Raw genomic sequence first — 21,429 nt, forward strand, 5'->3', positions numbered from 1 at the left:
AACCGCAGGGAAAGAAAGGAGCGCACAGGCAAGCGTAAAGCAGGCTTTATCCTTCCCTTCGCCGGCATTACCCGGATCAGGTTCGAAGGGTTACCGCACAAAGTGCGGAGTCTCAGCCATCGCAATGGCGCCCCCAGGAATCACACCAGAGTAGGAAGTCTGTTCGTACTTGTCAATTGCAGCTATTAATGGCGGTTTGGCCCGCATATTCGCGCATCCGTTATGCTATGGTTTGGGCTCGACACGGGGTGTCCTGCTTTGCAGGGCTGAGAGCACACCCGTTGAACCTGATCCAGTTCACACTGGCGAAGGGATGTCAGAAGGTGCGCCGGTACCAAATCTGTCCATTCATACCTTCGCCTCAGCCATGAGGTGTCTATGCACAAATCCATCCGTCTTGATCAACAGCTGGTTTTGATAACCGGTGCTGCCCGCGGTTTGGGGGAACATCTGGTGCGCGCGTTTTTGCGCGAAGGCGCCAGCGTTGTCATCAACTATCGCAACAGCGCCGAAGCGGCGCACAAACTGGCCGCCGAAGAACCGGTCCGTGCGCTTGCGGTGCAGGCTGATGTGACCGACCGCGCCGCTGTACAGGCGATGTTTGCCCAGGCGCGGCAGCATTTCGGGTTTCCGGTGACCACGGTAATCAATAATGCCTTACCGGATTTCTCATTCAACGGCGATGCCCGCCCGAACGCGGAGCAGCTGACCTGGGAGAATCTGAACCAGCAGTTTGCCGGCGTGGTGGGCGGTGCGCTGAACACCACTCAGGCGGCGCTGGCCGGTATGCGCGAAGTGGGTTTTGGTCGTATTGTGAATGTGGGAACCAACCTGTTCCAGAACCCAGTGGTGCCGTATCACGATTACACTGCGGGTAAAGCGGCTTTGCTGTCACTTACCCGTACCTTGTCCCAGGATTTGGGCCCAGACAACATCACCGTCAATATGGTGTCGGGCGGCCTGCTGCGCACCACGGACGCATCGGCTGCCACGCCCGAGGCGGTGTTTGATTTCATCGCAGCCAGCACACCGTTGCGGCGGGTGACTACGCCGGCAGAGTTTGCCGATGCCACCTTGTTTTTTGCGTCACCCTGGTCGCGCTCGGTAACCGGGCAGAACCTGGTGGTAGACGGCGGGTTGGTGAAAAACTGATGATGGCTTCAGATGCACAGCAACGGATGATGCACATAAACCTGTTTCTGATGGGCTGCGGCCATCATCGAGCAGCCTGGCGCCACCCGCAGTCGGCGGTGGAGCAGTTGGGAGACATTCGCTATTACGAGTGCCTGGCGCAAACCGCCGAACGCGGAAAGCTGGACGCCGTATTTTTCGCCGACAGCAATTCGGCGGGCAATGTGTCAGATGGCAGCTGGTTTTACCTGGAGCCGCTAACGGCCATGGCAGCCATGAGCCGGGCCACAGAGAAGATCGGGCTTATCAGCACCGTATCCAGCACGTTTTACACACCGTTTCACGCCGCGCGTCTCGTCGCGTCGCTGGATCATATCTCTGGCGGCCGCATTGGCTGGAACGTCGTTACTTCGATGTTTGATGTAGAAGCCCGCAACCACGGTTATGAATCTATGCCCGGCCACGCCGAGCGCTACCGCCGCGCCGACGAGTTTGTGCAGGCGGTACTGGGATTGTGGGACTCCTGGGCCGATGACGCTTTGCGGTTTGATCGCCAGGGCCATTACGCCGACCCCGCCAAGGTGCGTCCGATAAACCACCAGGGTGAGTTTTTTCGGGTAGACGGACCGTTGAACGTACCGCGCCCGGTGCAGGGGCATCCGGTGCTGTTTCAGGCCGGCGCGTCAGAGCCCGGGCGGGAGCTGGCGGCCAGATGCGCCGAGGCGATTTATGCAGTTGCCTATGATTTGCCAACGGCGCAAAGCTATTACCGCGATATCAAACAGCGGGTAAAAGCCGCTGGCCGCGAGGTTTACGTGCCGATTCTGCCGGGTTTGGTCACTTACGTGGCACCCACCGAGGCGGAAGCAAAGGCCAAGCAGCGTGAGCTTGATGAGCTGTTACCCGCCGATGCGTCTTTGCGTCAGCTGGCCATGTTTATCGGCCAGAACTGTTCGGGCTGGGATTTGGACGCACCCGTGCCAACACTTCCGCCATTGGAGGAGTTTAGCGGGCCACAGGGTCGTTACAGCACCATTTTACGCATCATCGAAACGGAACAGCCGACTCTGCGCCAGCTGTTGGGCCGGCTGGCGGCGGGGGGTGGCCACTGCACTATGGTTGGCACGCCCCAGCAGATTGCGGACAAGATGGAGCACTGGTTCCGCAACGAGGGCGCCGACGGGTTTAACCTGATGCCGCCGTCGCTGCCCGGTGGCATTGAAGACTTTATCGAGCAGGTGGTGCCGGTGCTGCAAAGTCGCGGGCTGTTTCGTACTGAATATCAGGGCAGCACTTTGCGCGAACATTTAGGGTTGGCCAGGCCTGATCATCGTTGAAACGTTATTTTTTCTGCCCAATATCAAATCACGGTACAAACACTTGCAACAGTCTCCGCTTGTGCAAGTAGGTACCCACATAAACAGGAACACAAGATGACAGAACAAACCTTGGACAAACCACTGGTGATCGCAGGGCGGCAGTTCACATCGCGCCTTATGGTGGGTACCGGCCGCTACAAAGACTACGATGAAACCGCGCGGGCACTTTACGAAAGCGGCGCCGAGGTCGTAACGTTTGCCGTGCGCCGCACCAGCATTGGTCAGAATCCCGACGAACCCAACCTGCTGGATTTTCTGCCACCAAACCGCTACACGCTGCTGCCTAATACCGCCGGCTGTTACGATGCCCGTTCTGCGGTGCGTACCTGCAAGCTGGCCCGCGAGCTGCTGGATGGCCACAATCTGGTCAAGCTGGAAGTGCTGGGCGATGAAACCACCCTTTATCCGAATGTGGTGGAAACCCTAAAAGCTGCCGAAGAGCTGATCCGTGATGGCTTTGACGTGATGGTGTATACCAGCGACGACCCCATTGTGGCGTTGGAACTGGAGAAGATCGGCTGCTGCGCGATCATGCCCCTGGGCTCGTTGATTGGCTCCGGCCTTGGTATTCAAAACCCCCACAATATTCGTCTGATCGTCGAGCGCGCGAGCGTGCCCGTGTTGGTGGATGCCGGTATTGGTGCCGCTCACGAGGCTGCTATGGCGATGGAACTGGGGTGCGATGCGGTATTGATGAACTCGGCCATTGCTCATTCGCCAGACCCTATTGCTATGGCCCGTGCCATGCGACTGGCGGTGCAAGCCGGGCGTGAAGCATTTCTTGCCGGACGCATGCCCCGCCGCCAACTGGCAGATCCGTCATCACCGCTGGCCGGGCGCATCGCCGGCGCCTGACACCTCGATTTTCAGACGTAGAGTTGATTGTTGCCAGGCTCTGTTTTATTCGCGGAGCCTGGCTTTTTAATGTCTTCTGCGTTAATCCTGATTTTCCATATTGACGGCTTGGCCTCCGCGACCTGGCGAACGGGCGCCGCCTTCGGCCTCCATTTGCACGCTGATGCGCGGTGCGGCCACGTCCAGATACAGGTCTTCCATCCGCCGCTTCAGCAGCAGATTGAACGCTCGTGACACATCCCACTGGAACTCTGGTTTGGTGCGCATACGCATGCGCAAAACCGGACAACCGTCTTCAAACGCGTGAATACCCTGCATTTCAAGGGGCGACCAGATCAGCCAGCGCATGGCGGGATCCGCACGCAGTTCTTCTGCGGTGTCGGTCATCAGTTTGATGGCGTCATCAATAGGCAGGTCCGGCGGTACCCGGATTTTTATCAGCGCAATGCCAAACTGGCGGGACATATTGTGAATCGAGCTGATTTTGCTGAAGGTAATGTGGTGTACCACCGCTTCCAGGTCCCGCAGCCGCACGGTGCGCAGATTGAAGCCTTCTACCGTGCCCATAAAGCCGTTGATTTCTACGAAGTCGCCCACCGACATTGAATCTTCCACCACAATAAACAGCCCGGTGATTAAATCCTGTACCAGCGTTTGGGCACCAAAACCGACCGCCAGACCGATAATACCGGCACCGGCCAGCAGCGGCGTAACGTCTACCCCGACAATGGAAAGGCTGACCAGAAAGGCCACCACAACAATGATGATCAGAATGGTGGTTCGGACAATGGGAACGATGGTTTGGGCGCGCGCCGCCCTAAGGCGCTTTTTGCGGTCGCCACGGCGTACAGCGCGCTCCAGAAGCTCATCGGCGAAGGTCCAGGTCAAGCTGGCGACCAGCCCGGTAACCGTCAGCGCAAACAGGCTGTCTGCCAGGCCAGCACTGAGGGATGGCTTGTCGGCCAGCCCTAGCAAGGACAGATCCCATACTTGCAGTGCTATCTCAAAAAAGGCCAGCCATAACGCAATTTGTAATAGGCGATAGCCGAATTTCACCAGGCGCCGGCTGAAGGTGCTCAGGGACTTGTGGCGTGAGCTGCTTTTCTGAATGCCGACAACGCCTTGCGCTGCCAAGGTGACAATCAGTACTAGTGAAACAATAAGCGCCTTGCCCAGGGCTGCATCGCCTGAACCGCCTTTGGCAAAAACAGCCACCATAGAGGCGCCAATCGCCAGCAATAACGGAATATGCCAGAGCCGCGCCAGCAGGCCGACGAGTTCCCGCCATACGCCTTGATTCTTGCGCTGGTTATAAGGCTGGTTGCGTATCAGATGGGTGATAGGGCGGCGGTTGCGAATAATCACGAAGATTGCCAACAGGGCACCAAACATGCTGAACACCAGTGCCAGAGTAGAGGCCAGATCGGCGCCAAGCTGCGACACCAGCTCTGACGATCCCAGAGCATCTTCCAAAGCGAACATGGCACCGATAATGAACAGCGGAAACAGCGTACGTTTATGTAAAATAGCAACAGCGGCGGTTCGATGGCCGCTGGAAAAAACCGAAATCATAACATCGAATAATGACGTCAGAAGTCGGCCGCACAGGCTGATGTAAGCGAGCACCAGAACGGTGCTTTGCGCGGTGTCTGAAATAGCCAGCATGCGCAGACCCAACAGCAGGAACAGGCCAACCAGCGTCAGAATCCAGGGGATTATCCGGCGTGCAAAATGCGCCATCAGCATCCACGGCTTGGCGCGCCGGGGCATTTCTAACGGCCAGTCGCGGCGAATAAACAGCACTCGGGCAAGGCGCGACAGGCTGTACAAAAGCGCTGCCCCCAGTGCCAGCCCGATGGCGGTTTCTGCCACCACCTTGAATGAGGCAGCGGCTATCAGTCCCTTGCCAGCACTGATTGCGTTGTCAAAATTCACTTTCCAACGCCCCAGTGACTCACCAGCGGCACCGTCAGAGCGTGTAAGATCGTCAAAAAATTCTGCCAGCGCCCCCAGCAGGCCCTGCTGAGTAGGTGAGTTGCGCTGATCTTCAATGGCTTGCGCCTGCAGGCCCTGTTGCAGGGTTTTCAGCTGTTTGATCAGGTCTTCGCGGCTGCTGTCGTCTTGCAGGGCCTGAATGGTAATTTCAAGTGACTGGCTCAATTCTTCTGCAGAAGCCGTTTGTTGCTGTTGTTCCTGGCTCGATCCGGGCAGCCCCGGAATTGCTGGCAGCGACAACCCCTGGGCCTGGGTTGCGGTGGCCGCAAGGCACAGCAGCGCAACACCGATAACAAGCTCAAAAAATGGCGCCGTGAACAAACGGGAACCCATGGTTTGGCCTTTTATGTGCGGTGGCATCATCAGCGCACCGCGCGTTGTAGATCTTCCAGGAAATCCTGTATTCGTTCGGCATTCGTGCCCAAATCGCTTTTACCAAGGCGTGAGGCGGAGCGCATGTCTACACGCACGCCTTCGCTGGTTTCAGTCAGGCGAATCACCACATCGTCTTTAAAACCGAACCAGCGGGTAGTGGCTGTTGCTTCAAGAGTGATGGCTGTTGCTTCAAGGGTTGTTGGGCTGGCCTCGGCCAGCTGCCAGTCGCGGGCAGCAATCAGATCCCGTGCCGCTGTTTGCACTCGCGCCATGGGTACCGCCAGTGTGACGGGCTGCAACATCGGGTAAGAAGCCCGTTGTTGGCGCGCGGTCTTAATGCCGGGATAATTCACAGCGTTGGGCGCAGCTTCACGGGCGTTGGCCAGGGCCACAAACGCCGGTGGATTGTCCATGTCGGTGGTAATGTCGTGAATAGGCGGTACCGTGTGTGCCCGCTGCTGCATTTGCACCGGCATCGCAATCACCGTAACCGCGACCACGGCGGCCACTGCTCCGGTCAAAACCGCACCCCAGCGCTTACACAGACCGGCAACCACGATGGTCACTATGCCCAGTATGGCGGCCACCGCTGCCAGTTGCGCGCCCATTCGCAGCCAGCTAAAGGCATCGGCCAGTGCAATCCATTCCATGCGAAATACCGTCCCTGACGTTGCCATTAGAACACCGGCGGCAATCAGCGCGATGACTGCTAGCCAGGCGCAGAGTACAGGCCACTTGCCACCGCGACGATGGGGGTGTGAAAGCGATGACATAGCAATAACTCCTGGTTTTGTTGAGCTACTTTTAATAAGAGCAGCATTGGCTTGGTTCTGCTAACAAGCATAGTGTGCAATGAGGTGAAGTCTCAAGGCGACACAAACTTAACCGCTGGCACTCAGCAGTTTTTTTTGCGTCGCGCCGAGCGACCCTCCTATAATCGCGGGTCAGTCGCCTGCTACGCTTTTGCCCGGCGGCCAGCTTCTCGTCAAACAATAAGGAAAAGAACATGCTGAAACGTTGCACGTTAGTTGTCGCCGCCGCAGGCGCGCTCTTGTTTGGGTCTATTGCCCATGCTCAATACAAAGACGAGTACACCGTATCTACCGTGTTGCCATCGGCCTTTCCCTGGGGCCAGGCGGCCGACAAATGGGTAGAGCTTGTGAACGAGCGCTCGGAAGGGCGTATCAACATGAAAATTTACAGCAACTCCCAGCTGGTGTCTGGTGACCAGACTAAAGAATTTTCTGCCATGCGCTCCGGACTGATTGATATGGCGGTGGGCTCTACCATCAACTGGTCACCCCAGATGCCGGAACTGAATCTGTTCTCGCTGCCGTTTCTGATGCCGGATTACCCCGCCATTGATGCGATTACCCAGGGCGAGGTCGGCGAGGCCGTTTTTGCCGCCATCCAGAAACGGGGTGTAACGCCGTTGGCCTGGGGCGAAAACGGTTTTCGTGAACTGTCTAACTCCAAGCGCGCGATCAGCAAGCCGGCAGACGTGGAGGGCTTGAAAATCCGCGTGGTAGGTTCGCCATTGTTTCAGGATACCTTTAATGCTCTGGGCGCCAACCCCACTCAGATGAGCTGGGCCGACGCCAAGCCGGCGCTGACCACCGGTGCCGTAGACGGCCAGGAAAACCCGCTGTCGGTGTTTGATGTGGCGCGTATTGATCAGGTAGGGCAGGAGCACCTGACCCTGTGGCACTACATGGCAGACCCGCTGGTATTTGCGGTTAACAATCGGATTTGGGCGACATTCAGCGCCGACGATCAGGCCTTGTTAAAGCAGGCTGCAATAGACGCCGGCCAATGGGAAATTGAAAAGTCGCGCAGTGAGCTGGACGCCAACTTGGCCGCCATCAAGGAGCGTGGCGTGACCGTCACCGAACTGACGCCGACCCAGCGCGATGAGTTCATCAACGCGACCCAGTCGGTCTATCAGGAATGGTCACCGCGGATTGGTGAAGGTCTGGTAAAGAAGGCCCAGCAAGCCGTCGCCGACCGCCAGCAGTAAGCGTTCTGGCCCGAGCTTTGCGCCGAGAATATCACTCTGGCGTAAAGCCGGGCTGACCAACCCGGAGTTTTCATGTCTACCCGCCCCCCTAAGTGCTGGCCCGAAGCCTGGCTGGCGTCTGTTGCCTTGATTGCGATCTGTTTGATCAGCCTGGGCAACGTGATTGTGCGCTACACCACCGATGCGTCTTTTGCCTTTACTGAAGAGTTCTCGGTGTTTTTTCTCGTTCTGGTGACTTTTGCCGGCGCTGCGGTAGCGGCGCGCAACAACCAGCACATTCGCATCGAGCTGATCGAGCACCACCTGCCGGCGCCTGTTAGAACGGCCGTATACATAGTGCAATGGGCGTTGGGTGTGACGGTGTTTGCCATTACCGCCTGGTACGGCAGTGTGTTTGCCTGGCAGGAGTACCAGTGGGAATCGCTGTCACCCGGGCTGGGCTTGCCCAACTGGATTTACGTGATTTGGCTGCCGCTGATGGCGCTGGCCATTATTGTACGCATGACCCAGAGTTTGATAGATCGTCTGCGCGGTAAAGCCGATCCGGGGGTTATTCATGAGTCCTGATCTGTTAATGATCGCCAGTTTCATGGTGGCGCTGCTGTTGGGTGTACCCGTGGCAATGGCCTTGGGGCTGGGCGGCGCGGTAGGCATTGTGGCCGGGCTGTCGCCAGACATGCTGGCCACCTTTGGCACTAACACCTACAACAGCGTGGCGAAGTACCCGCTGATTGCCATACCGCTGTTCATACTGACTGGTTTGATTTTTGAACGTGCCGGTGTGGCCGCCAGTCTGGTGCGTTTTGCCCAAGCTATTATCGGCCCGCGCCACGGTGGCCTGACCGTTGTTGCCGTGCTGGTATGCCTGATTATGGGCGGCATGAGTGGCTCCGGCCCGGCCGATGCGGCCGCGGTGGCCATGGTGATGCTGCCCAGCATGCGCAAGGCGGGTTATCCGCAGCCGTTTTCCGCCACGTTGATTGCGGCATCGTCGTCTACCGCCATTCTGATTCCACCGTCCATTGCGCTGATTCTGTATTCCATTGTGGTGCCGGGGGTAGATTTGCGCGCGCTGTTTGCCGCTGGTGTGTTCCCTGGTATTCTGGCTGGGCTTTCGCTGCTGGTGCCGGCGCTGTATTTTTCCCGCAAATATCGCTGGGAAGATCCGAAAACCTCAGAGCGCCCGCCTTTCTGGCCCAGCTTTAAAGCGGCCTTGCCGGCTTTGTTCGCGCCGGTGATTATTCTGGGTGGCCTGCGTTCCGGCTTGTTCACACCTACCGAAGCCGCGGTGGTGGCGGTCACCTACGGGGTGATTGTGGGCTGCCTGATCTATCGCAATCTGAGCCTGCGTGGGCTTTACGATCTGGTGACCGACGCTGCGGTTACCTCCGGCGTGGTTATGCTGATTATCGCTTTGGCGGGTATTTTTGCTTGGGCTGGCACCACTTTGGGCACCTTTCAGCATCTGGCGGATGCGTTATTGTCGCTGTCGGACAACGGCTGGGTGCTGCTGGTGCTGGTGATGCTGCTGGTGTTGCTGGCGGGTATGTTGCTGGACGCGGTATCCATTTACCTGATCCTGATTCCCATCGTATTGCCGCTCATGAACCACTTTGGCTGGAACCCGGTGTGGTTCGGTATTCTGCTGGCCATGAACATTGCTATTGGTCAGTTTACTCCGCCGGTTGCAGTGAATTTGATGGTTACCACCCGTATTGCCAATATCCGCCTGGAGCACACCCTGGGTTGGGCGCTGGTGTTTGTTGTCGCTATGGGCGTAAGCCTGCTGCTGGTCGCACTGGTGCCGGGCATTGCGCTGTGGCTGCCCGACAAGCTTGGCTATGTGGTTGGGCCTTGGTAAATGCAGGTTCAGGTGCGATGCGTGAAAATCTATTGCGGCGGCAACTGACAACCCTGCTTGCAGCGCGAACGAAAGCGCAAGCGGGCGAACACCAGATAGGCTCGGTTCACCAGGCCAACCAGGTGCAGTTTCTTCAACACTGTCGCCAAATGGCGGTAGCCCGGCAGTTCCTGCCACACCACCACAAACGCGTGTGCTCCGGACTGAAGAGTGCCTGCGCTGTCTACTGCGTGAATGACTTTCATCGCATCTGTGTGGCTAAGCTGGTATTGGGCCAAGGTAGTGTCGCTGGCGAATATATCCTGCCAGTCGATGCGTGATTGCTTGTCGACCTTGCGGTAGTGGTCAATCTCGCGGCGGCACAACGGGCATTGGCCATCGTAGAATAAAATCGGTTTTGCGGGCATAGCGTAGCCTTGTGGTCAGTCTTTTCGAGTCGTACGTTAACGAAGTTTTGGTACAGAGGTTACGTTGGCGGGGGCGAAGCGTATTCATTAGCGGGGTAGGAAAGGCACGTATAAAAAAGGCAGACAGCAAAAAGGCAGCCGAAGCTGCCTTTTTTGATTATTGGCTGTTATTCACAGCACAATTATCTGTTCTAGCTTAGACAGCTACAACGTTCTCTGCCTGAGGACCTTTCTGGCCCTGAGTAACAGTGAACTCAACCTGCTGGCCTTCAGCCAGGGTCTTGAATCCGCCGCCTTGAATAGAGCTGTAGTGAACAAATACGTCGGGGCCGCCTTCGCGAGTGATAAAGCCAAAACCTTTTGCTTCATTGAAGAACTTAACGGTACCGGTAACTGTAGACATAATAATAATCCTGAATTCTTTAGGTAATGTGCTGTCAGTCATCCTTAATGACGACGGATCAGCGGTATGCGGGAAACAAAAAATGAGGCGTGATCAAAAACAGGACGATGCGTTACTTAGTACGTTCTATTGATGAAGTGCTTTGCTAAATCTTTCCGACGGAAGGCACTCTACACGCAAACGAGGTCATTGCAAAGCCTTTGTGTGATTTTTTGTAACCTGTAGGTACAGCAACGGATAAGCCACGTGTTGAAATGGTGAAACCGCGGCAGCACGTTAATAAAGCAATAACCAAGCTATAGTTGTGACAACGTAGATGCCAAAGGAGCAGGGGTTATGGCCGGAGGATGGGCACGGGATGGCGCCGTGCAAGATCAGATCGACGCCAGCGTTGAAGATGCGGTTAACAAAGCCAGAAGCAGCCTGGGTAAGGGCGATAGCCAGGCCCATTGTGAAGAATGCGACCGGGAAATACCTGAGGCCCGGCGGGCTGCGGTGCCGGGTGTGCGCCTGTGCATACAGTGCCAGGCCGAGCTGGAAAAGCAGCAGGGCAAAAGTGGCGGCGTTAACCGGCGCGCCAGTAAAGACAGCCAGCTGCGCTGACCCCCGGGTATGAGGCTGTTTAATAAAGGTGCTACGAGAATGCTATCTTAGCGCTGAGAAAGCGCCCAGCAACGCCGTGACCAAGGCGTTCCCCGCACATTTGCCAGCGATACCCTCTGATTATGACCATAACGCCATTTAACCACCTTATTTGCCCGTTAGACGGACAATCCCTGCTGATGCAGCAAAACAGTTGGCGCTGCGCCAACGGACACAGTTTCGATAACGCCCGCCAGGGCTATGTGCACTTGCTGCCGGTGCAGAACAAGCGGTCACTGGCCCCTGGTGACAGCAAGGAAATGGTGGCCGCACGCCAGCGCTTTTTAAGTGCTGGGCACTATCAGCCGATAGCCGCTGCGGTTGCTCAATCGGTCGCGGAAGCATTTAACACTGTGGTCGCGGGTGCTGAGCACCAGCCAGGCACAAAAGAATCTTTCTCCTGTTTGGATGCGGGTTGCGGCGAAGGCTATTATTTGCGCCAGCTTGATGCTTGCTTGTCGGGCCAGAAACAGGAACAGGAACAGCAGCTGTCGCTGGTAGGTCTGGATATTTCAAAACCGGCGGTGCTGGCTGCGGCAAAACAGTCAAAAACAACGCGGTGGCTGGTCGCCAGCAACGCCAATATACCCCTGGCTGACGGGTCTTTGGGCTGCATTTTGAGCCTGTTCGGGTTTCCGGTGTATCCGGAGTTCCGGCGGGTGCTGCGCCCTGGCGGCCGGGTAATGGTTGTCGACGCGGGGCCGGATCATTTGCGCGAATTGCGAGAAGTCATTTACCCGGTACTCAAGCCCGAGATCGACAAACCCAACGCCAGCGAAGCGCCTCCGGGCTTTCAGACAATAGGGCGGCAGACGATTAATTTCAGCCTTGCATTGGTCGGCGAAGGCACTATTGCCGACCTGTTGGCGATGACCCCGCACTTTTATCGCGCCAAAGCCGAGGGCCTGGCCCGCGCCGCTGCGCTTGGCGAATTGGAGGTAACAGTGGATGTACGGCTGACGGTGCTGGAAACCACACCGGCTGACGGCGCCAGCGCCCCAAGCGCTGCCGTGAAATAGCACGGATAGGCATCCATACATTCACATTAGCCGCCGCTGCTTCTCGGAGGTGTAAGGGGAGTATAAGTAATAGCTTAAAGCTATCTCTTGTTTGGGCATTATCAATTTTTGTTAAGCGCGCAGCATCCCTATAATCTCAGGTATCCATTAATCATCTGGCAAGCAAAGGGCAATATCTTATGGGTATCATTAATTCTGAAATTAAACCGTTTAACGCAACCGCTTTCAAACGGGGCGAGTTCGTTGAGATTTCCGAAACAGACGTAAAAGGCAAGTGGTCTGTATTTTTCTTCTACCCGGCTGATTTCACTTTCGTATGCCCCACCGAGCTGGGCGACGTAGCTGACAAGTATGCAGAACTGCAAAAGATGGGCGTTGAAGTGTTCTCTGTATCCACAGACACCCACTTCACTCACAAAGCCTGGCACGACAGCTCTGAAACCATCAACAAGATTCAGTACTACATGGTTGGCGATCAGACCGGCAACATCACCAACAACTTTGGTGTGATGCGTGAAGGCCAAGGCCTGGCAGACCGTGCTACTTTCCTGATCGATCCGGATGGCGTAATTCAAGCCGTTGAAATCACCGCGGAAGGCGTCGGTCGTGATGCGTCCGAGCTGATGCGTCGGGTTAAGGCTGCTCAGTACGTGCGCAAGCATCCTGGCGAAGTTTGCCCCGCCAAGTGGCAGGAAGGCGAAGCGACACTGTCTCCTTCACTGGATCTGGTTGGCAAGATCTAAGGCTCCTTTTAACAAGGAATCAAACAGTACAGGCTCGTGTTACGGGCTTGCTACTATCAAAAAACCCCGGAAATCCGGGGTTTTTTTGTTCAGGGCAAGGTGGATTATGAACTGCGTGCAGCGGCTTGGGACTTCTTTGATGAGCGTCCGCTGTCCATGCTTACGGGTCACTATCATGGCAAAGTTCATAAGGACCCGTGTAACCAGAAATCTGGCTAGAAAAACGATCTGCGTCAGGTACTGGCGATGTCGGTGCCGTAACTGACACCGCGGGCTTTCAGGCGGTAGAACTGTTCTACCACATCGGCCATGGCATCCGGACAGTAGGGGCGCAAGCCGCCCAGCACCAACCGTTTGGATACGGTACCCAGCGCCTGGTCGCCAGACATCAGGCGATACTCCAGAGTTACCTGACCACGCTTGCCATTGGCTTCCAGGGTGGCGTTATGCAGTTCAAGTTCCGGTGACGCTGCATGCAGGCTATCCAATGTTACGGTCATACTGTCATACATCACCATTGGCCGGTCCGGGTTGAACATCACGCCGTTGGATTCCATCAAAGGCTTCATGGTGTGCGGGAAATTTTTGCCCGAGGCCGCCACGTAACCCAAGGTGAATTCTTCGATAAACACCTTGTCGGTGGTTATGTCGCCGCTGCGGGCGACTTCCAGATACACCTTGCCGGCTTGATCGCACACCTGAATAGTGCCATCGGCGCCTTCGCGAAATTCCAGAGGCACGTCTTTACCCAGCAGGGCGCGAAAGTGGAAGGTCATATTCGTCGACAAGCCAAAACGCCAAAGTACCACAGCGAACAGTAAATCCCCCGGCACGCAGAAGCGGCGGGCGTCCGGGTCGTGGATCGGGTTAAAGTCCCCGGCCACTTCCTTGGCAAACAGGCTGGCCTGGGCGGCGCTGATGTATACGCGGCCATCCTTTTCACAGTGAAAACGTTCTAGAAACATGGAGTACCTTATTCCGAGTGGCCAGATTCAGCTTCCCATGATAGTCCAGCTGCACCCATATCAAAATGCACCATCTGGCTTAATGCAAAAATACTGCAGAATATCTTTCGTCAGGGTGTGAATCGGCCGATGCTCGTCAATAGCAAATACCTATCGAAGTTTTTGAATCAATTGATTTGAGCTTGTTTGTCCGGCGCCGTATCTTAGCAACATCCACTTAGAACAACCGGATAAAACCGAGCCGGTTCACAGACTTTATTCCTTATAAAGGACGACAAAATGTTAGATGCCAATCTGAAAGGCCAATTGAAAGGCTACCTGGACAATGTAAAGCAGCCCATCGAGCTCGTTGCCGCGCTGGACGACAGCGCAAAAGCCAACGAGCTGTATGAGCTGCTGCAAGAAATCGACGCTTTGTCTGACATGATTACCCTGCGTGAAGATGGCGACTCAGAGGTGCGCCGCCCGTCATTTGCCATCAACCGTGTTGGCACCGACGTAGGTGTGCGCTTTGCCGGTATACCCATGGGCCACGAGTTTACGTCACTGGTGTTGGCATTGTTGCAGGTGGGTGGGCACCCCTCCAAGGCCACTCCGGAGCTGATCCAGAAGGTTCAGGAACTGGACGGCAATTTTGAATTTGAAACTTACTTCTCGCTGTCATGCCAGAACTGTCCGGATGTGGTGCAGGCGCTGAACTTGATGAGTGTGCTCAACCCAAGCGTGAAGCACACCGCCATTGACGGCGCCTTGTTCCAGGCCGAAGTGGAAGAGCGTGAAATCATGGCGGTGCCCAGCGTGTACCTGAACGGCAAGCTGTTTGGCCAGGGCCGTATGAAGCTGGAAGAAATTGTAGCCAAGCTGGACACCAACACCGGCGCCCGTGAAGCTGATAAAATTCGCCAGAAGGGCACCTTTGAAGTGTTGGTAATCGGCGGTGGCCCCGCTGGCTCCGCAGCGGCTGTTTACGCCGCCCGTAAAGGCATTTCCACCGGCATTGCCGCCGAACGCTTTGGTGGTCAGGTTGCTGACACCATGGGTATTGAAAACCTGATTTCCGTGCCCTACACAGAAGGCCCCAAGTTAGTGGCCGCGATGGAGCAGAACGTAATAGAGTACGGTGTGGATATCATGAACATGCAGCGGGCCGAAAAGCTGATTCCGGCGACAAAGCCGGGCATGCCTCATGAAATCCGTATGGCCAACGGTGCCTCGTTGAAAGCCCGCACCTTGGTATTGTCTACCGGTGCCCGCTGGCGCCAGCTGGGTGTTCCCGGTGAGGACAAGTACCGCAACAAGGGCGTGGCTTACTGCCCGCACTGCGACGGCCCATTGTTCAAAGGCAAGCGCGTAGCCGTAATTGGCGGCGGTAACTCAGGCGTGGAAGCCGCCATTGACCTGGCTGGTATTGTTGGCCACGTAACCTTGCTGGAATTTGGTGCCGAATTGCGCGCTGACGAAGTACTGCAGCGTAAGCTGCGCAGCCTGAAGAACGTGGATGTCGCGGTATCGGCCCAGACCACCGAAGTGACCGGTGCCAACGGTAAGGTGAATGGCCTGGACTACACTGATCGCAACAGCGGTAAAAATGTTCACGTAGAGCTGGAAGGCGTGTTTATACAAATCGGCCTGTTACCCAATACCGAGTGGCTGAAAGGCGATATCGAACTCAGCAAGCACGGTGAGGTGGTCATCAACGAGCGCAACGAAACCAGCATTCCTGGCGTATTTGCCGCCGGTGATGCTACCACCGTGCCCTACAAGCAGATCGTGATTTCTATGGGTGAAGGTTCCAAAGCGGCCCTTAGTGCCTTTGACTTCCTGATTCGCAACTCTGCTGACGAATAGGTGTTGAAGAGCGTTTGTTAAAGGGCTTTTGCTGACGCGCAATCGCTGATACATAATCAGCTGCGCATCAGCTCCCAACTGCAAATATTGACTGCTGAGGCCAGATTGAGAGATTCAATCTGGCCTTTACCATTTATGGTGTAGGCGGTGGCGTTCAGTTCATCGAGGGCCTGAGCCGGAATGCCGCGGGCTTCGTTGCCGAACAAATAGCAGTCGTGGTCAGCAAAGCCGGGCTCGGTTAAGCTGCGGCCATTCAGATCAAGGCAAGCCAAACGGTGAAATCGCTCGCTCAGGCTGGCTAGCTCAACATCGGTTTCCAGCGGCAAATGAAATATCGCGCCCATGCTGGCACGCACTACTTTTGGATTGTAAGGGTCAACGCTGCCGGGGCTGAGCAGGCAGCGAAAACCGCCGAACCAGGCCAAGGTGCGTAAAATGGTGCCCAAATTGCCTGGGTCCTGCACTTCGTGCAGATAAATGGCTTTTGCAGGGCTGTGCTGTGTATTAATGGCTGGCCGTTCTTGCGACTGGGCCATGGGCGTGACTATCGGCGTCACTTCGGGCGCTATTATGGGTACTTTTATAGGCACTATCGCCAAAATACCCTGGGGCGTTTGGGTATCGGCGAGCCGCGCCATCTGGCGTTCGCCGATCAGGTGAGTGGTGAACGGGCTTTGCCAGTGCTCATAAGCCGCCGTCACGTAAAGTTCTGAAGACTTTAAGGCTGGCTGGGTGCTGGCGGCTTTTTGCAATTCCAGCACCAGATGCTCGCCTTCCACCAGATAGTGTCCGAAAGCCTCGCGGTATTTTTTTTGCTGCAGTTTTTTGATGTCGTCCAGCTTCACGGTTATGTCCCGGTTGTGTGTGCAGAGCTCAGGGGCAGCTAATTAGTGGGGCTATTGTACGTGGCTGCCGGTTTGCTGTCAGTGCTCTGGTGCCGACGCGCGGGGCGCTTTTGCGGCGCCCTGGCCCTCGGCGTACAATAGCGCGATTAATAACTCGACTAATAACCGAACTCGTAAAGAGCCACTATCATTCGGTTAACAAAGAGACACTATGGCCCGATCAAAAAGCAGTAACCGCTGGCTGGAAGAACACGTTAACGATCCCTTCGTGAAAAAAGCGCAAATGGATGGCTATCGCTCCCGTTCCAGCTACAAACTTCTTGAAATTAACGCCAAAGACAAGCTCATCCAACCCACCATGACGGTGATGGACCTGGGTTCTGCGCCTGGCGGATGGTCCCAGGTGGCCACCGATCTGGTGGGGCATAAAGGCCGAGTAATAGCCTCGGACATTCTGCCCATGGACGCCGTTGCCGGTGTCGAATTTATTCAGGGCGATTTTACCGAGAACGCTGTTTTTGAGGAAATCATGGCGGTACTGCGCGATGCAAAAGTCGACGTGGTGATTTCAGACATGGCGCCCAACATCAGCGGTGTGAACGCGGCGGATCAGGCCGCCTCTATGTATTTGATCGAGCTGGCGCTGGACATGGCGAGCCAGGTGCTAAAACCCAAAGGCAGTTTCGTCGCCAAGGTGTTCCACGGTGGAGGTTATGACGGCTACGTGAAAGCTGTGCGCGAACAGTTCGACAAGGTGGTGGTGCGCAAACCAGATTCTTCCCGTGCCCGCTCGCGGGAGGTCTATCTCGTGGGTAAGGGCTTTCGCGGCTGATCGCTTGTCTAAACGAGCCGTTACCAGCTATGTTCAAAAGGCCCTTTTACGCTGAGAGCAGCATGGCGTAACAGGGCTTTTTGCTACTCACAACACAGCGATGAGGAACACACTATGGCGAACGACAGCTACCACGAACCGGTTGACGAATTGTCAGATGAAACGCGGGACATGCACCGGGCCGTCAGCTCGTTAATGGAAGAGTTTGAAGCCGTTGACTGGTACAACCAACGTGTAGATTCCTGCAAAGACGCGGAGCTCAAAGCCATTCTGGCGCACAACCGCGACGAAGAAAAAGAGCACGCTGCGATGGTGCTGGAATGGATTCGGCGCAAAGACCCGACCATGGACAAGTACCTGCGGGAATTTTTGTTCACCGACGGCTCCATAACTGAGCACGGATAAACGAGGATCTCTATGAACGTCTTCAGAAAGATTGTTTTGCCTTTTCTCTTCTTGATGAGTTCAGGCGTGGCTTTGGCCGCAGACGGCTTGATTGTGGTGAAAAGCAATCATAGCGTAGCGGCGACGGCCGATAAACTTGAAGCGGTTTTGAGTAAGAACGGCATGAAAATCATGAACCGAATTAATCACGCTGCCGGGGCTGAATCGGCCAATATGGAATTACGGCCCACCGAACTGGTGATTTTTGGCAACCCAAAAGTGGGCACGCCACTGATGCAATGCTCGCAAACCGTCGCTGTGGATTTGCCCCAGAAAGCGCTGATCTGGGAGGACGAGAATGGCCAGGTCTGGCTTGGCTATAACGATCCGCAATATCTGAAAACCCGCCATGCTATCGAAGGTTGTGATCCGGTGTTGGCGAAAGTGGGGGGCGCGCTGAAGAATTTTGCCCGAGCTGCCACTGCGGACTGATAAAGCCCGGAGCAAAACACGGGAATGCTCATAATGGCTGATACCTGGCAGGGTTCCGGTTGCCTAATATACTTACCCTTGCCATTCAGAGACGCGCTCCCTTGCTGCTGATACGTTCTGCTCTTGCTTACCTTGCGTTGATTGCCGCCATTCTGGCACTGCTTCCCAGCATGGCCGGTTTGGGCGCTGCAGCGGTCAGCCTGGCGGTTATTCTGGGCTGGCGGGATATGCGCCTGGTACCCAAGGTGGTTTTTCTAGTGGCGGGTTTTGCGTTGGCGTTTGCTCTGGGCCGCGATCCGGGCATGATTGCGGCAGCGGCGGAGAATATGAGCCGCCTGGCTGGTTTGGTGTTGGCGGTTATGTTGCTATCGTCGGTGCTGGGCCGTACTTCAGATTTGCAAAAAATTTCGGCCAGCCTTTTTGGCGGGAGGCCACGGGTGCGTTACCTCAGCCTGGCCTTTGGTACCGCTATGGTGTCGATACCGCTCAATTTTGGTTCGGTAGCGGTGGTCGGAAGTGTGGTGGGTGAACGTATTCGCAGCAACGGCGATTCCCCGTCTACCCGCAACGCCACACGTGCCGTGCTCAGGGGCTTTGGTGTATCGCCTACTTTTTCGCCGCTGTCGATTTCTGTGGTGCTTACACTGACTTTGCTGCCGGGCCTTGGCAGCCTTCAATTACTGATGCTCACCATTCCTTTTTCCATAGTTTTGCTGTTTTCCGGGTTGATCTGGTGCGAACCTGAGCCAGAATCTGAAATAGAACTCGTTAAGGTTGAGGTTTCTGGCGCCAGCGCCACTACCAGCAGTGGTGTGAGCGACGCCGGTCTGGCACCCTGGTTTCGATTCTGCGCCTTGATTCTGGCAATTTGTGTCGGTGTTTTCTTGCTTAGCCATCAGTTTCAGCTCAGCTATGCCTACGCCGTTACGCTCAGTTGTATGGGCGCGGTCATAGGTGCCAGGCTTCTGGCATGGAGCCGCCGAACCAACCCGCCCCTGGTGAGTATGGCTAACGTCAGTAACGAGCTGGCGATTGTGGGCGGCTCGGCGTTTATTGGTGCTGTCATCAGCGCCGCAGTGCTGGGCCAGATTAGTGGTGATTTGAACGTGCCCGACTGGCTTTGGCCGGTGCTGGCCGCGGCCGTGCCATGGGTGTTTTTCATCGCCGGACTGGGCGGCGTAAACCCGATTGTTATCGGCACCCTGGCAGGCGGTATTCTGGGTGCCGTGTGGCCGGAAAACGTTCTGGTGGGTTTGGGCTTTGCCATGGTAACCGGTTGGGGAATTACCGCCTTTGGTACACCGTTTGCCGCTAACGCGCTGATTATGGAACGCTTAACCGGTTACAAGGCGGTAGACGCATCATTGCGCTGGAGCTTCAGCCTGGCGCTGTCGGGATTAACCGTCGCCAGTGCGCTGGCGGCCGGCCTGACGCTCGTTCTGGCGTAGCTTGCCTGCCAGTTAAGGCCTCGTTTCATTTTGTGCGATCTTGTGGCAAGCGCCCTGCGTCCCGGCTTTATGGCAATCACCTATGGCGTATGCCAAAGCCCTCTGTTAATGTCTGCGCCATCCTGCCTCTAGGGATTCCGCAGTTTTAGGCGTAAAGCCCACATGCGAACCATCCATACGACCTGTCAGAGGACGTCACCCCGTTAACGGCGTGTGACCGTAGTCGTCTTTTACGCCATGAATCTTCATGGCATCTGCCCGCATTCGCCAACAACGGTGTTCGTGGAGGCAGAACAATCAAGAGTTAATCTATTATGAGTTTTTCTTCACTCGGTTTGTCTGAGCCGCTAGTCCGTGCCACTTTGGATCAGGGTTATGAAACCCCGTCACCCATTCAGTTAAAAGCCATTCCAGCGGTATTGGCCGGTAAAGACGTGATGGCCGCTGCGCAAACCGGCACCGGTAAAACCGCCGGTTTTGTCCTGCCGATACTGCAGATGCTGGAGCAGAACCCGCGTACCGGCAAAGGCCCGCGCGTGCTGATTCTGACGCCTACCCGTGAACTTGCCGCCCAGGTGCACGACAGCGTGAACCTTTACAGCCGCTACGTGCCTACCCGCGCGGCTGTCGTATTTGGCGGTGTGAAAATCAACCCGCAGATGATGAAGCTGCGCAAAGGGCTGGACGTATTGGTGGCAACACCTGGCCGCCTGATGGACTTGTATCAGCAGAACGCCGTGCGTTTTAACGAAGTAGAGTTTCTGGTGCTGGACGAAGCCGACCGCATGCTGGATATGGGCTTTATTCGCGATATCCGCAAAATTCTGGCTATGCTGCCTGCGAAGCGCCAGAGCCTGCTGTTTTCTGCAACGTTCTCCAACGAAATTCGCACCCTGGCCAAGGGCCTGCTGAACGACCCGGTGCAGATTGATGTTGCAGTGCGCAATACCACCGCCGAAAGCGTTATTCAATCCGTGTATCCGGTGGATCAGAGCCAGAAAACGGCGCTGTTGAGTAAACTGGTGCGCGACAACAGCTGGGAACAAGTGTTGGTATTTACCCGCACCAAGCACGGTGCCAACCGCCTGACCGAGAAGCTGGGCAAAGACGGTATTACCGCGGCTGCGATTCACGGCAATAAGTCCCAAGGCGCCCGTACCCGTGCTTTGGCTGAGTTCAAGCAAGGTGATATCCGTGTGCTGGTAGCGACCGACATCGCCGCTCGCGGTCTGGATATTAAGCAGCTGCCCCAAGTGGTTAATTTTGAACTGCCTAACGTGCCGGAAGACTACGTTCACCGCATTGGCCGCACCGGTCGCGCGGGTGAAAGTGGCCACGCGCTGTCTTTGGTGAGTGCTGACGAACTCAGCATGTTGGTAGGTATCGAAAAGCTGATCAAAAAACAGCTGCCGCGTAAGGAAGTGGAAGGCTTTGAACCCAAAAACAACGTGGCGCTGAAGCCAAAAGCCAAGGCCGATCCGAGCAAAGCTCGTAACCGCAGCGGTGGAAATGGCGGCGGTAATGGCCGGCCAAGTGATAAGCCCCGCAGCTTTGGCGATAAGCCAGGCGGACGCAGCGCAGGCCGCAGCCAGAATGGCAATGGCGGCCAACGTGGACGTTCAGGCCAGCGCCAAAACCAGGGCGCCTGAAGCCATACGGGCTTAAGGTAGCAGGTTAAAAAATGCGGAGCTTCGGCTCCGCATTTTTTTGTTCAGAATCTGAAAATAAAAACGGGGCCGTGTAGAAACAGGGCCCCGTAAAAGGTAGTGCCTTCAGAGTCTGCTGCTC

At 56.0% G+C, this 21,429-nt stretch carries 21 protein-coding genes and 2 riboswitches; of the genes, 15 read left to right on the plus strand and 6 right to left on the minus strand.

Annotated features, from left to right (window positions below; all coding sequences use genetic code 11):
• Nucleotides 1-36 precede the first annotated feature (36 nt).
• Nucleotides 37-145: riboswitch (TPP riboswitch) on the minus strand.
• An 89-nt stretch (nt 146-234) separates the two neighbouring features.
• Nucleotides 235-331: riboswitch (TPP riboswitch) on the plus strand.
• Between the two features lie 47 nt (nt 332-378).
• The 3 genes from MELB17_RS00660 to MELB17_RS00670 all read left to right on the plus strand — a co-directional run bounded on the left by MELB17_RS00660 (nt 379) and on the right by MELB17_RS00670 (nt 3,365).
• Complete coding sequence (locus MELB17_RS00660) at nt 379-1,152, plus strand: 3-oxoacyl-ACP reductase (protein WP_007348175.1); 774 nt, start codon at nt 379-381, stop codon at nt 1,150-1,152.
• On the plus strand, nt 1,152-2,468 hold the full coding sequence (locus MELB17_RS00665) for an LLM class flavin-dependent oxidoreductase (RefSeq protein WP_007348176.1): 1,317 nt from the start codon (nt 1,152-1,154) through the stop codon (nt 2,466-2,468). Before MELB17_RS00660 ends, MELB17_RS00665 begins: the two co-directional genes overlap by 1 nt.
• Nucleotides 2,469-2,564: 96 nt before the next feature.
• A complete protein-coding gene (locus MELB17_RS00670) occupies nt 2,565-3,365 on the plus strand; it encodes a thiazole synthase (RefSeq protein ID WP_007348177.1) in 801 nt (266 codons plus the stop codon).
• An 81-nt stretch (nt 3,366-3,446) separates the two neighbouring features.
• On the opposite strand, the gene MELB17_RS00675 is transcribed toward MELB17_RS00670, so the two are convergent.
• A complete protein-coding gene (locus MELB17_RS00675) occupies nt 3,447-5,723 on the minus strand; it encodes a mechanosensitive ion channel family protein (RefSeq protein ID WP_007348178.1) in 2,277 nt (758 codons plus the stop codon).
• Nucleotides 5,723-6,508 carry a DUF1499 domain-containing protein gene (locus MELB17_RS00680; RefSeq protein WP_007348179.1) on the minus strand — a complete coding sequence of 262 codons (786 nt, stop codon included), beginning with the start codon at nt 6,506-6,508 and terminating at the stop codon, nt 5,723-5,725. Before MELB17_RS00680 ends, MELB17_RS00675 begins: the two co-directional genes overlap by 1 nt.
• 233 nt (nt 6,509-6,741) lie before the next feature.
• Between MELB17_RS00680 and MELB17_RS00685 the strand changes: the two genes are divergently transcribed.
• The 3 genes from MELB17_RS00685 to MELB17_RS00695 all read left to right on the plus strand — a co-directional run bounded on the left by MELB17_RS00685 (nt 6,742) and on the right by MELB17_RS00695 (nt 9,613).
• Entirely contained in the window at nt 6,742-7,752 is a 1,011-nt protein-coding gene (locus MELB17_RS00685; protein ID WP_007348180.1) for a DctP family TRAP transporter solute-binding subunit, read from the plus strand.
• A 72-nt stretch (nt 7,753-7,824) separates the two neighbouring features.
• Nucleotides 7,825-8,319 (plus strand): TRAP transporter small permease, encoded by a 495-nt coding sequence (locus MELB17_RS00690; protein ID WP_007348181.1) that lies wholly within the window; start codon nt 7,825-7,827, stop codon nt 8,317-8,319.
• The gene (locus tag MELB17_RS00695) at nt 8,309-9,613 is read left to right on the plus strand and encodes a TRAP transporter large permease (RefSeq protein ID WP_007348182.1); all 1,305 of its coding nucleotides are present in this window, start codon (nt 8,309-8,311) and stop codon (nt 9,611-9,613) included. Before MELB17_RS00690 ends, MELB17_RS00695 begins: the two co-directional genes overlap by 11 nt.
• A 29-nt stretch (nt 9,614-9,642) precedes the next feature.
• Here the strand turns inward: MELB17_RS00695 and MELB17_RS00700 are convergent, their stop codons facing one another.
• Together MELB17_RS00700 and MELB17_RS00705 are read right to left on the minus strand one after the other, a co-directional pair.
• Nucleotides 9,643-10,020 carry a thiol-disulfide oxidoreductase DCC family protein gene (locus MELB17_RS00700; RefSeq protein WP_007348183.1) on the minus strand — a complete coding sequence of 126 codons (378 nt, stop codon included), beginning with the start codon at nt 10,018-10,020 and terminating at the stop codon, nt 9,643-9,645.
• A 196-nt stretch (nt 10,021-10,216) separates the two neighbouring features.
• Nucleotides 10,217-10,423 carry a cold-shock protein gene (locus MELB17_RS00705; RefSeq protein ID WP_007348184.1) on the minus strand — a complete coding sequence of 69 codons (207 nt, stop codon included), beginning with the start codon at nt 10,421-10,423 and terminating at the stop codon, nt 10,217-10,219.
• A 336-nt stretch (nt 10,424-10,759) separates the two neighbouring features.
• On the opposite strand from MELB17_RS00705, the gene MELB17_RS00710 reads away from it, so the two are divergent.
• The 3 genes from MELB17_RS00710 to ahpC all read left to right on the plus strand — a co-directional run bounded on the left by MELB17_RS00710 (nt 10,760) and on the right by ahpC (nt 12,827).
• Nucleotides 10,760-11,026 carry a DksA/TraR family C4-type zinc finger protein gene (locus MELB17_RS00710; RefSeq protein ID WP_007348185.1) on the plus strand — a complete coding sequence of 89 codons (267 nt, stop codon included), beginning with the start codon at nt 10,760-10,762 and terminating at the stop codon, nt 11,024-11,026.
• Nucleotides 11,027-11,148: 122 nt separating this feature from the next.
• Complete coding sequence (locus MELB17_RS00715) at nt 11,149-12,084, plus strand: putative RNA methyltransferase (RefSeq protein ID WP_007348186.1); 936 nt, start codon at nt 11,149-11,151, stop codon at nt 12,082-12,084.
• 179 nt (nt 12,085-12,263) lie between these two features.
• Nucleotides 12,264-12,827, plus strand: a complete 564-nt coding sequence (ahpC, locus tag MELB17_RS00720; RefSeq protein ID WP_007348188.1) for an alkyl hydroperoxide reductase subunit C — start codon at nt 12,264-12,266, stop codon at nt 12,825-12,827.
• A gap of 233 nt (nt 12,828-13,060) precedes the next feature.
• Here ahpC and MELB17_RS00730 read toward each other — a convergent pair whose 3' ends face one another.
• The gene (locus tag MELB17_RS00730; RefSeq protein ID WP_007348190.1) at nt 13,061-13,792 is read right to left on the minus strand and encodes a DUF3581 domain-containing protein; all 732 of its coding nucleotides are present in this window, start codon (nt 13,790-13,792) and stop codon (nt 13,061-13,063) included.
• A gap of 279 nt (nt 13,793-14,071) precedes the next feature.
• Here MELB17_RS00730 and ahpF point away from each other — a divergent pair, with 279 nt between their 5' ends.
• Nucleotides 14,072-15,640: an alkyl hydroperoxide reductase subunit F gene (gene ahpF / locus MELB17_RS00735; protein ID WP_007348191.1), complete on the plus strand. Its 1,569-nt coding sequence runs from the start codon at nt 14,072-14,074 to the stop codon at nt 15,638-15,640.
• Nucleotides 15,641-15,696: 56 nt separating this feature from the next.
• On the opposite strand, the gene MELB17_RS00740 is transcribed toward ahpF, so the two are convergent.
• Nucleotides 15,697-16,485, minus strand: a complete 789-nt coding sequence (locus tag MELB17_RS00740; RefSeq protein WP_007348192.1) for a TrmH family RNA methyltransferase — start codon at nt 16,483-16,485, stop codon at nt 15,697-15,699.
• A gap of 211 nt (nt 16,486-16,696) precedes the next feature.
• On the opposite strand from MELB17_RS00740, the gene rlmE reads away from it, so the two are divergent.
• From rlmE to MELB17_RS00765, 5 genes are all read left to right on the plus strand, one after another.
• Nucleotides 16,697-17,317: a 23S rRNA (uridine(2552)-2'-O)-methyltransferase RlmE gene (gene rlmE / locus MELB17_RS00745; RefSeq protein WP_007348193.1), complete on the plus strand. Its 621-nt coding sequence runs from the start codon at nt 16,697-16,699 to the stop codon at nt 17,315-17,317.
• A 114-nt stretch (nt 17,318-17,431) separates the two neighbouring features.
• Nucleotides 17,432-17,722, plus strand: a complete 291-nt coding sequence (locus MELB17_RS00750) for an encapsulin-associated ferritin-like protein (protein WP_007348194.1) — start codon at nt 17,432-17,434, stop codon at nt 17,720-17,722.
• A gap of 12 nt (nt 17,723-17,734) precedes the next feature.
• Nucleotides 17,735-18,193: a DUF302 domain-containing protein gene (locus MELB17_RS00755; RefSeq protein WP_007348195.1), complete on the plus strand. Its 459-nt coding sequence runs from the start codon at nt 17,735-17,737 to the stop codon at nt 18,191-18,193.
• 101 nt (nt 18,194-18,294) lie between these two features.
• Nucleotides 18,295-19,641, plus strand: a complete 1,347-nt coding sequence (locus MELB17_RS00760) for a hypothetical protein (RefSeq protein WP_007348196.1) — start codon at nt 18,295-18,297, stop codon at nt 19,639-19,641.
• A 314-nt stretch (nt 19,642-19,955) separates the two neighbouring features.
• Nucleotides 19,956-21,290 (plus strand): DEAD/DEAH box helicase, encoded by a 1,335-nt coding sequence (locus MELB17_RS00765; RefSeq protein ID WP_007348197.1) that lies wholly within the window; start codon nt 19,956-19,958, stop codon nt 21,288-21,290.
• The last annotated feature ends 139 nt before the right edge of the window (nt 21,291-21,429 follow it).

The sequence above is a fragment of the Marinobacter sp. ELB17 genome, from assembly GCF_000169375.1.
Classification (GTDB): Bacteria; Pseudomonadota; Gammaproteobacteria; order Pseudomonadales; family Oleiphilaceae; genus Marinobacter.

Bases quoted from the DNA above. Each gene is read 5' to 3' on its own strand.
- MELB17_RS00660 (WP_007348175.1), top strand. From the start codon at position 379: ATGCACAAATCCATCCGTCTTGATCAACAGCTGGTTTTGATAACCGGT.
- MELB17_RS00665 (WP_007348176.1), top strand. From the start codon at position 1,152: ATGATGGCTTCAGATGCACAGCAACGGATGATGCACATAAACCTGTTT.
- MELB17_RS00670 (WP_007348177.1), top strand. From the start codon at position 2,565: ATGACAGAACAAACCTTGGACAAACCACTGGTGATCGCAGGGCGGCAG.
- MELB17_RS00675 (WP_007348178.1), bottom strand. From the start codon at position 5,723: ATGATGCCACCGCACATAAAAGGCCAAACCATGGGTTCCCGTTTGTTC.
- MELB17_RS00680 (WP_007348179.1), bottom strand. From the start codon at position 6,508: ATGTCATCGCTTTCACACCCCCATCGTCGCGGTGGCAAGTGGCCTGTA.
- MELB17_RS00685 (WP_007348180.1), top strand. From the start codon at position 6,742: ATGCTGAAACGTTGCACGTTAGTTGTCGCCGCCGCAGGCGCGCTCTTG.
- MELB17_RS00690 (WP_007348181.1), top strand. From the start codon at position 7,825: ATGTCTACCCGCCCCCCTAAGTGCTGGCCCGAAGCCTGGCTGGCGTCT.
- MELB17_RS00695 (WP_007348182.1), top strand. From the start codon at position 8,309: ATGAGTCCTGATCTGTTAATGATCGCCAGTTTCATGGTGGCGCTGCTG.
- MELB17_RS00700 (WP_007348183.1), bottom strand. From the start codon at position 10,020: ATGCCCGCAAAACCGATTTTATTCTACGATGGCCAATGCCCGTTGTGC.
- MELB17_RS00705 (WP_007348184.1), bottom strand. From the start codon at position 10,423: ATGTCTACAGTTACCGGTACCGTTAAGTTCTTCAATGAAGCAAAAGGT.
- MELB17_RS00710 (WP_007348185.1), top strand. From the start codon at position 10,760: ATGGCCGGAGGATGGGCACGGGATGGCGCCGTGCAAGATCAGATCGAC.
- MELB17_RS00715 (WP_007348186.1), top strand. From the start codon at position 11,149: ATGACCATAACGCCATTTAACCACCTTATTTGCCCGTTAGACGGACAA.
- ahpC (WP_007348188.1), top strand. From the start codon at position 12,264: ATGGGTATCATTAATTCTGAAATTAAACCGTTTAACGCAACCGCTTTC.
- MELB17_RS00730 (WP_007348190.1), bottom strand. From the start codon at position 13,792: ATGTTTCTAGAACGTTTTCACTGTGAAAAGGATGGCCGCGTATACATC.
- ahpF (WP_007348191.1), top strand. From the start codon at position 14,072: ATGTTAGATGCCAATCTGAAAGGCCAATTGAAAGGCTACCTGGACAAT.
- rlmE (WP_007348193.1), top strand. From the start codon at position 16,697: ATGGCCCGATCAAAAAGCAGTAACCGCTGGCTGGAAGAACACGTTAAC.
- MELB17_RS00750 (WP_007348194.1), top strand. From the start codon at position 17,432: ATGGCGAACGACAGCTACCACGAACCGGTTGACGAATTGTCAGATGAA.
- MELB17_RS00755 (WP_007348195.1), top strand. From the start codon at position 17,735: ATGAACGTCTTCAGAAAGATTGTTTTGCCTTTTCTCTTCTTGATGAGT.
- MELB17_RS00765 (WP_007348197.1), top strand. From the start codon at position 19,956: ATGAGTTTTTCTTCACTCGGTTTGTCTGAGCCGCTAGTCCGTGCCACT.